The 14311-nt window shown below is 43.2% G+C and carries 17 protein-coding genes; 5 read left to right on the top strand and 12 right to left on the bottom strand.

Going from position 1 to position 14311, the window contains the following annotated elements; all coding sequences use genetic code 11:
- Positions 1-76: 76 nt before the first annotated feature.
- Positions 77-856 (top strand): SAM hydrolase/SAM-dependent halogenase family protein, encoded by a 780-nt coding sequence (locus BM008_RS09595; protein ID WP_091936431.1) that lies wholly within the window; start codon positions 77-79, stop codon positions 854-856.
- A gap of 18 nt (positions 857-874) precedes the next feature.
- On the opposite strand, the gene BM008_RS09590 is transcribed toward BM008_RS09595, so the two are convergent.
- Together BM008_RS09590 and BM008_RS09585 are read right to left on the bottom strand one after the other, a co-directional pair.
- Positions 875-1507 carry a cohesin domain-containing protein gene (locus tag BM008_RS09590; protein WP_091936429.1) on the bottom strand — a complete coding sequence of 211 codons (633 nt, stop codon included), beginning with the start codon at positions 1505-1507 and terminating at the stop codon, positions 875-877.
- Between the two features lie 73 nt (positions 1508-1580).
- Complete coding sequence (locus BM008_RS09585) at positions 1581-2555, bottom strand: radical SAM protein (protein ID WP_091936427.1); 975 nt, start codon at positions 2553-2555, stop codon at positions 1581-1583.
- Between the two features lie 194 nt (positions 2556-2749).
- Between BM008_RS09585 and cbiM the strand changes: the two genes are divergently transcribed.
- Together cbiM and BM008_RS09575 are read left to right on the top strand one after the other, a co-directional pair.
- Positions 2750-3400 carry a cobalt transporter CbiM gene (gene cbiM / locus BM008_RS09580; RefSeq protein WP_091936425.1) on the top strand — a complete coding sequence of 217 codons (651 nt, stop codon included), beginning with the start codon at positions 2750-2752 and terminating at the stop codon, positions 3398-3400.
- A complete protein-coding gene (locus tag BM008_RS09575; RefSeq protein WP_245747993.1) occupies positions 3397-3708 on the top strand; it encodes a PDGLE domain-containing protein in 312 nt (103 codons plus the stop codon). The genes cbiM and BM008_RS09575 overlap by 4 nt, the downstream gene beginning before the upstream one ends.
- 37 nt (positions 3709-3745) lie before the next feature.
- Here BM008_RS09575 and cbiQ read toward each other — a convergent pair whose 3' ends face one another.
- Together cbiQ and BM008_RS09565 are read right to left on the bottom strand one after the other, a co-directional pair.
- Positions 3746-4552: a cobalt ECF transporter T component CbiQ gene (gene cbiQ / locus BM008_RS09570; RefSeq protein ID WP_091936423.1), complete on the bottom strand. Its 807-nt coding sequence runs from the start codon at positions 4550-4552 to the stop codon at positions 3746-3748.
- Between the two features lie 11 nt (positions 4553-4563).
- Positions 4564-5409, bottom strand: coding sequence for an energy-coupling factor ABC transporter ATP-binding protein (locus BM008_RS09565; protein ID WP_177188034.1), 846 nt, complete (start codon positions 5407-5409; stop codon positions 4564-4566).
- A gap of 245 nt (positions 5410-5654) precedes the next feature.
- Here BM008_RS09565 and BM008_RS09560 point away from each other — a divergent pair, with 245 nt between their 5' ends.
- Both BM008_RS09560 and BM008_RS09555 read left to right on the top strand, forming a co-directional pair.
- The gene (locus BM008_RS09560) at positions 5655-7286 is read left to right on the top strand and encodes an ABC1 kinase family protein (RefSeq protein WP_091936420.1); all 1632 of its coding nucleotides are present in this window, start codon (positions 5655-5657) and stop codon (positions 7284-7286) included.
- 111 nt (positions 7287-7397) lie between these two features.
- Positions 7398-8045, top strand: a complete 648-nt coding sequence (locus BM008_RS09555; RefSeq protein ID WP_091936418.1) for a class I SAM-dependent methyltransferase — start codon at positions 7398-7400, stop codon at positions 8043-8045.
- 46 nt (positions 8046-8091) lie between these two features.
- Here the strand turns inward: BM008_RS09555 and rpl12p are convergent, their stop codons facing one another.
- The 8 genes from rpl12p to BM008_RS09515 form a co-directional block, all read right to left on the bottom strand.
- Positions 8092-8397 (bottom strand): 50S ribosomal protein P1, encoded by a 306-nt coding sequence (gene rpl12p, locus BM008_RS09550; protein ID WP_091936416.1) that lies wholly within the window; start codon positions 8395-8397, stop codon positions 8092-8094.
- A 53-nt stretch (positions 8398-8450) separates the two neighbouring features.
- The gene (locus tag BM008_RS09545) at positions 8451-9482 is read right to left on the bottom strand and encodes a 50S ribosomal protein L10 (protein ID WP_091936414.1); all 1032 of its coding nucleotides are present in this window, start codon (positions 9480-9482) and stop codon (positions 8451-8453) included.
- A complete protein-coding gene (locus tag BM008_RS09540) occupies positions 9479-10120 on the bottom strand; it encodes a 50S ribosomal protein L1 (protein WP_091936413.1) in 642 nt (213 codons plus the stop codon). Before BM008_RS09540 ends, BM008_RS09545 begins: the two co-directional genes overlap by 4 nt.
- A gap of 156 nt (positions 10121-10276) precedes the next feature.
- On the bottom strand, positions 10277-10762 hold the full coding sequence (locus BM008_RS09535; protein WP_091936411.1) for a 50S ribosomal protein L11: 486 nt from the start codon (positions 10760-10762) through the stop codon (positions 10277-10279).
- Between the two features lie 50 nt (positions 10763-10812).
- Positions 10813-11280 carry a transcription elongation factor Spt5 gene (locus BM008_RS09530; protein WP_091936943.1) on the bottom strand — a complete coding sequence of 156 codons (468 nt, stop codon included), beginning with the start codon at positions 11278-11280 and terminating at the stop codon, positions 10813-10815.
- A 2-nt stretch (positions 11281-11282) separates the two neighbouring features.
- A complete protein-coding gene (locus BM008_RS09525; protein ID WP_394328924.1) occupies positions 11283-11465 on the bottom strand; it encodes a protein translocase SEC61 complex subunit gamma in 183 nt (60 codons plus the stop codon).
- 224 nt (positions 11466-11689) lie between these two features.
- Complete coding sequence (ftsZ, locus tag BM008_RS09520; protein WP_091936408.1) at positions 11690-12802, bottom strand: cell division protein FtsZ; 1113 nt, start codon at positions 12800-12802, stop codon at positions 11690-11692.
- Between the two features lie 57 nt (positions 12803-12859).
- A complete protein-coding gene (locus BM008_RS09515) occupies positions 12860-14263 on the bottom strand; it encodes a D-aminoacyl-tRNA deacylase (protein WP_091936406.1) in 1404 nt (467 codons plus the stop codon).
- Positions 14264-14311: the final 48 nt, after the last annotated feature.

The following is a 14311-nucleotide window of genomic DNA, read 5'->3' as shown; positions in this document are numbered from 1 at the left end:
ATGTAGGTCAATAAATGATATTTGTATCAGAATTTCCTAAGCACATATTTATATTAGGATAAACAAAATTCTTTTTATGTCAATAATTACCCTGACCACGGACTTTGGATCGCTCTATCCTGCATCCATGAAAGGTGTTATACTCAGTATTGCTCCTGATACTACTATTGTTGACGTTACTCATTCGATCCCGCCAACTGATATCCATGCAGGTGCTCTTGCTTTGTACTCAGTTGTAAAGTATTATCCTCCGGGGACAATTCATGTTGCTGTGATCGACCCGGGAGTGGGTACTGATAGGAAAGCAATAGCTATCCGTGCAGGGGGACAATTCCTTGTAGGGCCTGATAATGGTCTGCTTATCCCTGCAGCCAACCTCCTCGGGGACCCGGAGGTCTATGAGATAAGTTCCGATAACATTCCGGATGAGGTCTCATCAACATTTCATGGTAGGGATATCTTTGCCCCGGTGGCCGCACAGATATCAAAAGGGATCTATCTTGATGATCTTGGAAGCAAGACTGATGAATATGTAGGGCTGGACCTGTCAGAATATATCATAGAGAAGGATTTTATCAGTGCAAAAGTGGTGTACATAGATGAGTTCGGTAATATCGTCACCAATATTCCGGGTGCAGAACTCACCAAAGCAATTCTGCAGGGTACTATATTGTCCATTGCGGGAAGGCAGATGCCTTTCCTCCGCACATATGGTGAGGTGTCCAGAGGGAAGATGCTCTCCCTTATAGGCAGTCATGGTTTCTTCGAGATATCCGTGAATCAGGGAAGTGCATCAAAGTTGTTACGTCTGAACAATGGTAATGATGTAAAGATCGGGATAATTAGTACCAAATGATCTCTACATCTTTTGTTCTTATTTTCTTTTGATAAAGTACAGGGACATCAAAGCGAATATGACCGGTATAAGGGTATTCTGTCCTGTTTGTTTCTCCTCTGCTCCAATTTCGATATCTTCCTGTTCTTCTGCAACTGTCTCCACATCGCCAATGGTCAGTGTTGCCTTTTTGATGTTCACTGGTAGTTTCTCACCTGCAGAATTTGTTATGATGACATTCTTCAGACCCATTTCAGTGATCCCTGCGTTTCCCTTTGAGCTAAGTGTAATGGTTGCAAAGGTTCCCGGGTTGAGTTGCAGATCATCACCAATGATGGCACAATATATGCCGGTAGCAGTGCCTGCATCATTGTCAATTGTTCCCTGTGAGAATATAGTACTCTTTCCACTCTGCTTGAAAAAATCCCCTTCGGTGATCGATGTTATACTGACAAGCCCGGGGTCATAGGAAAGCTCAAGTTCACAACCTGATACACTATCATCTGATGTTATTATAATATCAAGTGTGAACTCCTCATTCTCTTCTACATTGAGTTGCGAGGGGGAGAGTCCGATGGCCGACTCTGCACTTGCAAGGCCGGTCAATGATAGTATGATACAAGTGAACAGGACAATAGATATTAATGAACTGGACTTCAGGATTTCAGACATTATACACCACCTCTTAATTATTATTTGGTGGTGTTATCTTATTAAATGTATTGCTTTATAGGATGCAAATATTTCACATCCATTCATAGTGTTGTGCAACTTCGAGATTAAAATTATACATAAGACTGTTCTCAACATAACCAAAGAAAAGGCATTTATTACAGTTATGTGCTATGTCCTTTCTAAGCTTTTTTGTGCTTTTCCATACATTGGCTATCCCATCATCGATGTGGCCGATCGGTTTGCGGTGTACTCTGCAGTTCTCGATGCTGCCATCTGCCGTTACATCCAGTATTATGTCATTGGCATGACATGTGAACTCGGTCCTCAGGTCACGGACCATTTCCAGGTATGTGTATGAGTTGATGATCGGGTAGCCTTCCTTTTTCATCTCTATTATCCTGTCCACTGTCCTGTGGTATTTGTCCATGTCCCTTATGCCCATATCGTTCCATGTATTGTTCTCTATTCCCTGGAACTCGTACATGGGTTCGAATGATATTTTTACATCAAGGTCTTTTGCCATTGTGATGAGTTCTTCTATATCATCAAGGTTCTTTCCGCTGATGACGCAGTTCAGCAGAAGTGGATTTTTGATTATACTTTTAGCTTTCAGGATACCCGGCATTATCCTGTCAAGGCTGATCCCTCGTATATCCTTATAACTGGTGGTCCCGTCAACTGAAACTGAGAGATAGTCAAGGTCTTTCAGTTCATCTATCCTTTTCTCCAGCAGTAGTCCATTGGTAATGAGCGAGGTCACCATTCCAAGCTGTTTCGCATGGGCTAATATCTCGGGCAGGTCCTCTCTTAGCAATGGTTCAACGGTCCATGCATTATAGACGAGTATCCCAAATGCCCGTGCTTCTTCAAGAAGCCTGAATATGTCACTTAGTGCCATTTCCTCACCCTCTGCTTTCCAGTATTCGCAAAAAGAGCATTTCATGTTACATCTGGAATTGATGGCATGTGACAGTACGAAGGGACGTTTTCTTATCCGCATCTGCCAGACAGCCTTTGCTGCAATGAATGGTGAGTATTTAGCCATGGTATTCTCTTGGTTCTATCACTTTCTCTTTTATATATCTTGGTTTTGTACAGTCCAGGTTGTACAAAAATTGAGTAATACGTTTTCTAATAATGTTAGTTCAGTAAGTATATATACATCCTATTACGTATCCACAAGTGTTACTAAATACTATTATTTTCATATCACTACTTATAACATCATGAGGATTAAAAATGCATATACCTGATTCATTTATACCCATGGGGCAGGCGATCATCTACTGGGTAATAGCTCTGCCTTTCATATTTATGTCCCTTAAATGGGCAAGAAAAGAACTCGATGACATGAAAGTACCTATCCTTGCTGCACTTGCTGCAGGTATCTTTGCTATACAGGCACTTAACATTCCTATAGGAATGGGAACTAGCGGACACATGGTCGGTGCTGCACTGGTTGCTATCATATTTGGAAGTCCTATGGCCGGAGTTCTTGTGCTCACACTTGTATTACTTGTTCAGGGCTTTGTCTTTGGAGACGGCGGAATAACAACAATGGGTGCAAATATCGTGAACATGGGAGTTATCTCTGGTTTTGTCGGGTATTATACGTTTGCCGCTCTGAAGAACAAGACTGGGATCAAAGCTGCATCCTTTGTAGGTGCATGGCTGGGATTGCTCGTATCCTCTGTGGCATGTGCTGTTGAGATGTATGTTGCAGGAACCTTCCCTCTGGAAGCAGGACTTGCAGCAATGGGTCTTTACCATCTTATAATTGGATTCATCGGTGAAGGTCTCATCACTGCTATAGTTATCATTGCAATAGAAAAAGCAAGACCTGACCTGCTGGATTCATCCGTCACCAGTGTCAATGGGGTGGGGGCATGAACGTGAGTGTCAGTAAGGGTATGAATATGAAATTCCTGTACGCAGGAATAATAATTGCTCTGCTCGTAGCTATTGCTGCACCATTCCTTGCATCTTCTGATCCGGATGGTCTGGAAAGTGCTGCAGGAAATGTTATAGATGAAGCAAAATTAGCTGAGATGGAAGAGTCTGAACCTTTCATGGAATCCCCAATGCCTGACTACGCGATCGAGGGTCAGGGTAAGACCGGCGAGGTCCTTGCCATAGTTATTGGTACTCTTCTGGTGCTAGGCATTAGCTTTGGACTAGGAAAACTTGCAAAGAAATAATTTCTTTGCTCTTCTTTTTTTATTTCTATTTTTTAAATCAGGCTGTAAAAGCCAGCAATAATACTCCGATCGTTATTATTGCAAAAAGAATATCTGTATTTTTTATCTTGTTCTTGTGGACATATACTTTCTGAGCACTGGAATATCCTCTGCAGAGCATGCTGATGTATGTTCTTTCTCCCTGTTCGTAGGAGCGGATGAAAAGTGAGCTTATGGTGTAAGCCACCTGTTCAAGTATCCATCTGTGTGGTACGCCCTTGTTCCATATGTAGAACAGACGTGTTTTCTGGGCTACTCTTATGCGTTTGAGTATTATCCAGAATACGAACAGATATCTTACCATCATTGAAAGTATCAGGGTAAACTCTGCCGGCATTCCAAGACGCCTGGCCGAGGTCACCATATCGTTCATCTTCATTGTGGAGGACATTAGTACAATGGCAGTTATGCAGACCGCATATTTTGCAAGAAGGACCATTCCAAAGAAAATACCTTCGTAGGTCAGGGTGATCCCAAGTGGCAGGTCAACAGGGTATACGGTAAATGACTCGATGAAAGGTTGTCTCACAAATGGCTGGATCAGCACAATGGCAAGCCCGAAAGGAAGTATAGAAAGGAATCTCATGATGGTGTACAGGGGATTTAACCTTGCAATTACCATCAGTGATATGAGATATATCTCAAGGATGGCGAGTTTCATGAAATTCGTCTCATCCATGCGTGGCAGGCTGACTGCGAAGACAATGATCGCGATTGTTGCGAGGATCTTTGCTCTTCCGTCAAGTCTGTGGACAGGGCTGTCCTTGTATGCTTCCCTTTCAATATCAGTGAGTGTGATCTCCATGGGCAGACCTTTTATTTCCTGTTATCCACCAGTCGGATTATCTCATCCCTTGCATCGTGTGGTGTGATCATTATGTCGGCATCCATGCCGGATTCCTGCAGTAGTTCGAAAACCTCTGCAATACGTGGCATTCTCAGATGTGCATTCTCAAGAACTTCGTGCTTTTTGAATATCTCTCTGGCAGTTCCACTGGCTTCTATTCTGCCGTGGTGCATGATGTAGACAATATCTGCAAAAAGAGGAACGATGTCCACATCATGGGTTGAGAGGATGACAGTGATACCGAACTTCTTGTTCATGCCATCTATTATCTTCATGATATTCTCAGCACTCAATGGGTCAAGTCCTGCTGTGGGCTCGTCCAATACGACAACTTCCGGCTGCATTGCAAGTACTCCTGCAATGGCAACAAGCTTCTTCTGACCGCCGCTGAGGTGGTGGGGTGAACGCTCCTCAAAACCTGAAAGGTTGACAAGTTCCAGTGCTTTCTTTACTCTTTTTTCAACCTCTTCCTCATCAAGTCCCATGTTTATCGGACCGAATGCAACATCCTGCTCGATCGTAGGTGCAAGTATCTGGTCATCAGGGTTCTGGAACACTATCCCTACTGTCTGGCGTACTGTCCTGATGTTCTTCTTTGATATTGGCTCACCCTTTACGAGTATGTCTCCAGCTGCAGGTTTGAGTATGCCGTTGAGATGTTTGAAAAGAGTGGATTTGCCGGCACCATTAGCTCCAAGGATCGCGATCTTCTTTCCAGCATAGATGTCAAGATCGATGTTGTCGAGAGCTTTTGTCTTGCTGCTTGCGTAAAAATAGGATACTCCTTTTAACTGGACGATAGGTTTTTCGGTCATTGTGGTCACGTACAGGTATCTCAACCGGCCAAAAAGCCTGTTTTTGACAGGGAGCTTTTTCATTCTACATAAGGATCTTGTTATAAATACTTGTTTGGTGTTACTGAACACTAATATTTTTTTATTTATTCTATTAAATGGGAATTTGCTTCAGAACAAAGAAATTCTGTCTTCTGGTCATGTGGAATTAAGAATTATTAGAATGAAGCCAATCTATATCTAGTACAAGAGTCAACATAGTAACGATGCTCCGGAAGATCCGCAGGTATATAACTATTCTTAGGGTATTCTCAAAATATAATCTATTCAGTCTTCTGTATAGCGAAGTAAATCAATATTATATCTCCAACAGGAGAAATCCCTGTGTAATTGATTCTAAGAATCGGGAAAAGGCAGTTAAGCTCAGAAAAGCCTTAGAGGAACTCGGTCCTACATTTATAAAGCTGGGCCAGATACTGAGCAAAAGGCCTGATATAGTCCCTGCGATCTATATAGAGGAACTTGGTAATCTTCAGGATAATGTAAATCCTCTTGGATTCGATACGATGAAAGTAGCATTTGATGGCTTTAGCTGCAGTATCGGTCCTGAAGAGATAAATGAGACACTTTCAAGTTCGAATATCGATGTTCTTGATATATTCGATGAGTTCAACACTGAACCTATAGCATGTGCTTCTATTGCTCAGGTATATGAGGCGAAGCTCAATGGGAAGAGGGTTGCTGTAAAGATAACAAGGCCTGATCTACTAGATACCATCAACCTTGATCTTGCTATACTAAGGGACATCAAACCTCTTATTGTAAAGGCTATTGGCCTTGGGAAGAATTTCGATATTGATGGCTTCCTTTATGAATTCAGTGAGCTTCTGAACCGTGAACTTGATCTGAGCAATGAGGCAAGGAATATAAGGCGCTTCGAAGAGAATTTTGCAGATGTTGATGAGGTTCATGTTCCACATATATATGATGATTTTTCAAACGAGAACATTCTCATCATGGATTATATGGAAGGTGTCACCATCAGAAAGCTTTCAGAAGTATCTCCTGAAAGGAAGAAGTGGTATGCAGACATTATCAGTAAAAGTTATCTAAAGCAGGTTTATATTGATGGTTTCTATCATGCTGATCCTCATAGTTCGAACATAATACTGCAGGAAGATGGAATTGCCTATATCGACTTTGGTGCAGTGGGCACTATCGATGATGAGCTCCGGCGTAATATGCTCAATCTTTTCTATGGTATTTACAAGAAGAGACTGGATGTTGTCTTTGAATCATTTATGAAGATCACCGGTGTCAATAAAGAAGATATCAACATACGCCGCTTTAAGCTGGACCTTGATGACATCATATCGAAACAGAATTATTCATCCGGTGAACGCCAGAGTGATAATTATGCGACCCTTGGTCTGAAGTATGACCTGTCCCTTCCAACTGAGTTCTCAACACTGGAAAGGGCTCTGATTCTCATCGAAGCTAATTGTCTTGAGCTCGATCCAAAGTTCAATCTGCTGGAAAATGCTAAACCTGTCATCATGAAGGTTCTGATGAAAAGGTATTCTCCATTCGAGGCATTCGAGTATCTGCAACTGGAAGGTGACCGGTATCTGGAGATCATCAAGGAACTTCCTCAGGGCGTAAATGATGTAATTGAAACTATCCGTGGTTACAAGATCGAGAGGTTCGAGAAGAAGACCGATGAGATCCGGAAATACAGGACGATAGATTCTATTGCAAAGTACACATTCCTGCTGGGAATTCTGTTATCCTCTTCATACTTTGTTATTAATGGGGATGGCTACCTGCCTGTGATGGGTATTATTGGGTTTACAAGTGCCATTTTCCTGTTCGCTGTGATGTTTGTGAAGAATTCCTGATTCATAAATATGTCTCTGGAATGGTTGCAAAATATATGTAGGGTTAGAATCATATTATTTATTGGGAGTTAGACGGGTGCATGTTTATTGCTTCTGCTGATCATCTGTATTATGGGGGGTTTGGAGATCAATCACAAAAAAGGAAATAATTTTGGTTGGTTCTTTGGTGGGAAGCATTATGATCTCTTTGCAACAATGCTTGGCTTTGGTCGTACTTATTATGAGCAGGTAGCTGCTGCTCTTCCTCTCCAAAAGGGGATGTCTGTCCTTGATCTGGGCTGTGGGACCGAATCAGTAGGTCTGGCGGTTTCCAGGAGGCTTGAAAACGATGTTAGTATACATGGGTTGGATCTTTCCAGTACCCAGCTTGGTTATGCATTCTCTAAGGGCGCAAGGGCAGATATATCGCTTAATCTTTACAAAGGGACGATGGACATGCTTCCATTTGCTGATTCTTCCTTTGACCTTGTAGTGACGTCTGTGGCCTTCTGTGAGACGACTTCGGATGTGCGTAAAGGTGCTATCAGGGAAGTCTCCAGGATACTAAAAGATGATTCCTACTTTGCTATAGTCGATTGTGCAAAGCCTATACTTGGATTGGATACTGTAATGATGCTTCCTTTTTTTATGTTCAAGGAAACTCCGGAGAGCTGGAACAACCACTATCCTGATATTTGCAGAGAAAGTGATCTGGTCCTTGAAAATGAGGAATATATCAAATCATATGTAAAATGCCAGCTTTTCAGGAAAGCTGATTAAAAAAAGAATGTTTTGTCCGCACAAAGGCGGACAAGAAATAGGTTGTTTATCCGAAGAGTGCTCCGAGACCAGCCATGCCGCTCTCTTCAGCTGCTTCTTCTTCTTCAGCTGCTTCTTCTTCTGCTGGTGCTGCCTCAGCTGCTGCTGGTGCTGCTGCTGCTGCTGGTGCTGCTGCGACTGCTGCGGTTGCCATTGCTTCCTCGATGTCTACGCCATCAAGAGCTGCAACGAGTGCCTTTGCACGTGCGTCGTCAACGTCTACGCCTGCTGCCTGAAGTACTGCTGTAACTGCTTCTTCTGTAATGTCTTTACCTGCTTTGTAGAGTAAAAGTGCTGCATATATGTATTCCATGTGAAATCACCTTTTATTTTATCAATGTAAATTCTGTAGTTCGTAAATTATGATCATCCAAAGAGAGCTCCAAGACCGGCCATTCCGTCCTCTTCTGCTGACTCTTCTTCCTCTTCTTCTTCCTTCTCGTCAACTGCTTCTTCTACAGTCTCTGTTGCAACGGCTGCTGCACTTGCTGCTGCGCCGAGTGCTTCTTTCAGTTCATCGTCAACTGCTTCTTCATTGTTAGAAGATGCAATGGATGCAACTGAAAGCATTTCTGACTGTGCTTTTCCAAGAAGTATATCGACAATACCTGGTTCCAGTACCACTGCGTTGACACCGAGGTTGCGTGACTCTGTTGTTGCCTTTGCAATAAGTGTCTTGATGTTCTCTGCAGTTGGATATGCTGCGAACACGGACATGTTGAATGCCTGCTGCGTTGCCAGTACGATATCGGAGAAGAATTTGTCCTCATCGATCGCGAGTACATCTGGTGTGAAGACCAGTCCGTTCTCTAAGGCTGCTCTGAGGTCAAGACCTACTTCCATTGGGTAGATCTCAAGCCTTGTAAGCATTGCAGCGAGTTTCTGTGAAACTGCTTCGCCTTCCTTTGCTACGGCTTTTGTCTCTTTGATTACCACTTTGCCCTTGTCGATAGCTGCAGGTATACCTGCTGCCTGTAGATCTCCAAGTATTGGGCCTGGTGGGAATGATGTTTCGCATTTCTCGACAATGATGTCACGAGGTGCTATAGCACCTGCTTTGATAGGAGATGGGCTCTTGCTCTTTTCCAGTGTCTTGAATAACTTGAAAGGATTCTGTTCTGTGAACACAAGGGCAGTCTGTACATCGACATACTGGTCCATTTCCTTTACATCGTCACTGGATTGATCAATTGCTCTTCTGATAAGAGTGTTCCTTGCGACTTTCAAAACAGCCTTGCCTTTAAGGTCCCTTCTCATCTTCTGAAGTTGCTTTGCAGGAATTCCACCAATACCTATGACTCCCATGATGGGGTATTCATTGATGAGTTCCTTTATCTCTTCAACTTCGTCCTTTTTCCATTGTGGGATGTGGCTGCTGTGGTGATCTTCTTCCATTATAGCACCCTCACTGACTTACCCATGGTGGAAGTAATATAAATAGACTTTACGTTGTGCTTACCTTTTTCAAGGGCACCTTCCACTCTGCTAAGGACTGTTTCTATGTTCTCTGCAAGTTTCTGGATATCCATGTCCCTGCGGCCAACGGATACGTGGAAAGTGAGCTTGTCCTTTGATCTTACCCTTATTGAGCTTCTTGCGCTGTTGATAAGATCTCCCACGTTCTTTCCTGGTGGCAATGGGGTTGGCATCTTTCCTCTAGGACCTAAGATAGCACCAAGTGCCTTACCGATCTGTGCCATGTACTGGACTTCTGCAATGAAGAAGTCGAATTCATTTGCAACTGATCTTGCGCGTGCTTTGTCCTCTGCCATCTCTGCAAGATCCTCTTCGGAGAAAACACTTTCTGCACCAGCTTCTTTAGCCTGGAGACCAACCTCACCTTTCGCAAATACTGCGATCTTGAGGTCTTTACCTAGTCCGTGTGGAAGTAATATCTCTTCATCAACACGGTTCTTAGGCTGACTCATATCCAGATTCTTTAAGTTAATAGCAAGTTCCACACCTTCAGGGAATTTCCTTTCTGGTGATTCAGCTAATAACTTTTTTATAGCTTCTACTGTTGTTTCGTCTGCCATTCTTTACCTCCCGTAGTGTGAACTCTAGGTTCAGGCAGGACCGTTACGGTCTACTACGGATCTGTTTAGAGTATCAGGCCAGTTGGCCATCTCTCTGTCTATAGTGGCACTCCAATAACCAGTATTTATATTAAAGTTATTGGTTAAAGCATGGTATTACCATGCTTCCTGTGCTAATACATCGTCAAACTGTCCCTCGTCGATAGCTTTCTGGCATTCCTTTGCGGTCATGCCTTCAGCGGTTACGCCCATAGGGACACAGGAACCGAGGACTTCTTTCACAGCAGCCTTAAGGTCGTATGAGAGGATATCGTCCTTCTTCATGCGTGCGATCTTTGCTGCCTGTGCAATTGTTATGTTTCCTACGGTTACAGTGTTTGGTTCGCCGGATCCTTTCTGGATTCCAGCTTCCTGTAATACGAGTGCTGATGTTGGTGGAGTTCCGACTTCTATTTCGAAGCTCTTATCATCTGCTACTATTACTTTGACCGGGACTTGCATCCCATTGTAATCTTTTGTCTTTTCATTGATCTTGTCGATCACGTCTTTTATGTTAATTCCAAGAGGGCCAAGTGCAGGGCCAAGTGGTGGACCTGGATTTGCTTTTCCTCCTGGGACCAATGCTTCAACAACATTTGCCATTTGAATATCACCATTGAATTGTATAAATATTATATAAGGAAATTAGGTTCTCAGACGTTTCCTTCCTCGTCTTTCCTGAGGACTCTTACAGTATCACCGCGAATAGTTATAGGTATCGGTACAACTGCATCGAACAGTTCTACAGTTATCTCCTCGTGGCCTTCATCCACTCTCTTAACACGAGCCTTCTCGCCCTTGAACGGACCAGATGTTATCTCAATGATAGCACCTTCTGATATGCCTGTTACTGTTGGTTTTGGAGTGAGGAAGTGTGATATCTCCTCGATCGAGGATTGTCCTTTGACCAGTGCTCTGGCATGAGGGACTGTCTGTATTGCCTGCTCTACATCACCAGGTGAAACTGCCTCGATCAGTACATATCCTTTTAGCTCGTCAGGAGCAAGGATCGCTCTGAGGTCCAGGTGTTCTTTCCTAGCTGATAATGTGATCATATTTGCTACAGAACGTTCCTGATTCGCGGTGGTCTTTACTACGAATATTGCAGACTCTGTGGTCATAATTACACCCATTTAGGCATCTCTACCAATAACACATATGTAATGAATCCTAAAAAACCGATAGCGAGGATACCAAGCCCAGCGACTTTGGCTATGGTGATAAATTCCTCTCTTGATGGTTTCTTTGTAAGTTTGAGGACCCTTAGATATGTCTTAAGGGATTGGTTTATGCTAGCGCTATTGATTTTACTTAGATCGAATGAATCTTCTGCCAAAGTACTTCACAACCGGTTATGATCGTTTATATTACATTCGTATATTTTGAAGCCGTAAGTTATGTCAGAATTTACTATTAGGTAATCTGTAGAGCCTTCAAAACAACGTCTTTAATAAAATACCTTTCGATTGGACCCTGGCAAAATAATGCAGGGTACAATCAACAGGTCTCATGTTAAAAAAGGGATGTATTCTATTTAACGAAATCGATTCCGTATTTCCTTGTTACGTTCTTGGCTCCGCCATGGCCGTATATCTGAGGTGACTTTACCCCGGTTACTACTATCATGGTACGGACGGTCTGCTCAAGGTCATCATTGACCTGTGCTCCCCAGATGAGCCTTGCTTCGGGATCGATCCTGTTGTATACTTCCTGAACGACACTTTCTGCTTCTGAGATCGTCATGTCAGGTCCGCCTATTACATTGACAAGTGCGGATGTTGCACCTGATATGTCTACATCAAGAAGTGGGCTGCGAAGTGCTTTCTGCACAGATTCTACAGCTTTCATCTCACCATCAGACTCGCCAAGGCCTATCATTGCGACACCACCATTCTGCATGACGGTCCTTACATCAGCGAAATCAAGGTTAACAAGTCCTGGTTTTGTGATAAGCTCGGTGATACCTTTGACCGCTCTCATGAGCACTTCATCGGATACTTTGAATGCAGCCTGTAATGGGAGTCTTGGAACAACTTCAAGAAGTTTGTCATTAGGAACTACTATAACAGTATCAGCAACATCTCTCAGTCTTTCAAGACCTGCTTCTGCGTTTGTCCTTCTGACCTGTCCTTCTACACTGAATGGTAATGTGACCACTGCTATGGTGAGTGCTCCTGCGTCCCTTGCAGCTTCTGCAACAACAGGTGCTGATCCTGTACCGGTTCCTCCGCCAAGTCCGCATGTAATGAATACCATATCGCTGCCGTTCACAACTTCTGCTATCTCATCAACGCTTTCCAGTGCAGCATCTTCTCCTATTTGTGGAAGACTGCCTGCTCCAAGACCTCTTGTCTTCTTCTTTCCAATGAGTATCTTCTGGTCAGCCTTGATGTTCAGGAGGTGTTGAGCATCTGTGTTAATGGCAATGAACTCTGCGCCCTTGATACCTTCATCGACCATTCTCTGTGTGCTGTTGGAACCGCCACCTCCACAGCCGATGACCTTTATATTGGTATGTAACTGGCGCAGCATTTCCTCTAATTCTGCGTTTATATCTTTATGCTCCGGATTCTGTGTGGCCTGGCCGCGGAGGTTTGCCTCCTGTTCAGACCTTGCAAGTGCCTCTTCTACTATGGATCTCATTCTTTTTCTCCCTCAAATGAAAATCGTATATTGGATTACAGGTATGATTATATATATTTAATTGGACAGTAAGATTTCCTTGATCTTTCTTTTATGGACCATTTCTGGATCGATCATCTTTCCGTCCACAACAACAGAATTACCCTTTGCCAGTTCGCCCAACATTGGTCCTGGTGGTATGCCCAATTCCTTTGCTGCATTTGGATCGAATCTTTTACTTATTATCTGAAGTATATTCTCATCAGGAATATATTTAATTTCATAATGCTCTTTTAGTATTTTAATGCATTCATTTGTGACGTTCTGCATAGCAGTTTTTGCATCTTTGCCGATGCCCAGGACATAGTTTGAAATGGTTCCATTCTTCTTCTCCATGTATATTGGTGCATTCTGCTCTAAAACGTCGATCGTTCTGCTTTTATCTGCTTTTATGCACCCATGAAGAAGTTCCTCGTTCAGAATACAAACAGAAATGTCCGGATGCTGCATATATTCTGTGTTGCAGGCCATCTTTTCAAAAGTATATCTGAAAAGTTGAGTTATTCTGGGCCGGCATTCAGGGTCGATCTCTTCACATTTTCTCTTGATCCTGGCGAAGAGGTCCCATGGAAGTCCTTTGATCTCTTTGATCTCGTTCTCTCTTAATAATGTGTATCCAAGGTCAGTTATGATCTCTGTGAGTCTTTTTCTTTCCTTTGAGCTCATTGACTTCCTGTCGAAATAGACAAAATCTGCATTTGTTTTCTCAAATGCCTGGATGATCATGTCCTTGTCTACGTGTGGGAGCTGGTGGTCAGGGAAATTATGTCCGAAAGTAACGTTTGCTTCAAGTATCAGCTCGGTCTGCCTTGCAGCATAGTGTCCTCCTCCAAATCCTATTGCTACCGGGAGCTCCTGTGGTCTTGCTTTCAATATGGCTCTGGCAACGATATCTCCTGCTACAGGGTCTGACCATTGTTCTTCTCCGCTTCCGATCTCCGCATACACCATTGGTGTGGTCATATCTGTAGGTCCATGATGTGTGGATTCCATGTTAATGGCATATTTAGTTCCCTTTGCCATTTTTTCCATGTTCTTCAGGATCGAGCACATGGTCTTTGGTGCCGGGACCGACAGTTCCCGTGGTCTTCCTCCAAAATCTGCCGAATTAGGGTTTCCTGTGAAATGTGCAGTAAGGACGGATCTTCCATCTTTGCTCCTGTGTTTTGAGGCCACTATAATAAGGTCTGTGTCATATCCAGCATTCCTCATCTTCTCATCGATCCTGTCTTCGTATATGTGGTGCCCTTTGATCTCTATTATTCTGTGATCTATGCCCTCATAGACAGTTAGCAGGTCTTTCCAGTCTTTTGGAAGTTCAGAGGTCGCCTGCCAATCCTCTTTCCTGAGCAAATGCTCTTTTATGTTCTGGCTGGCTGCATCGGCAGCTGAACAAAGTATGTTGATCTTCTTCTCTTTCATGTTCCCTTAATCCCTTATCCTTGGTACATTTAGTTCTTTTTGTCCGGG

Source organism: Methanolobus profundi (genome assembly GCF_900114835.1).
Taxonomy (GTDB): Archaea; Halobacteriota; Methanosarcinia; order Methanosarcinales; family Methanosarcinaceae; genus Methanolobus; species Methanolobus profundi.
This window is presented reverse-complemented; position numbering and strand designations above follow the sequence as displayed.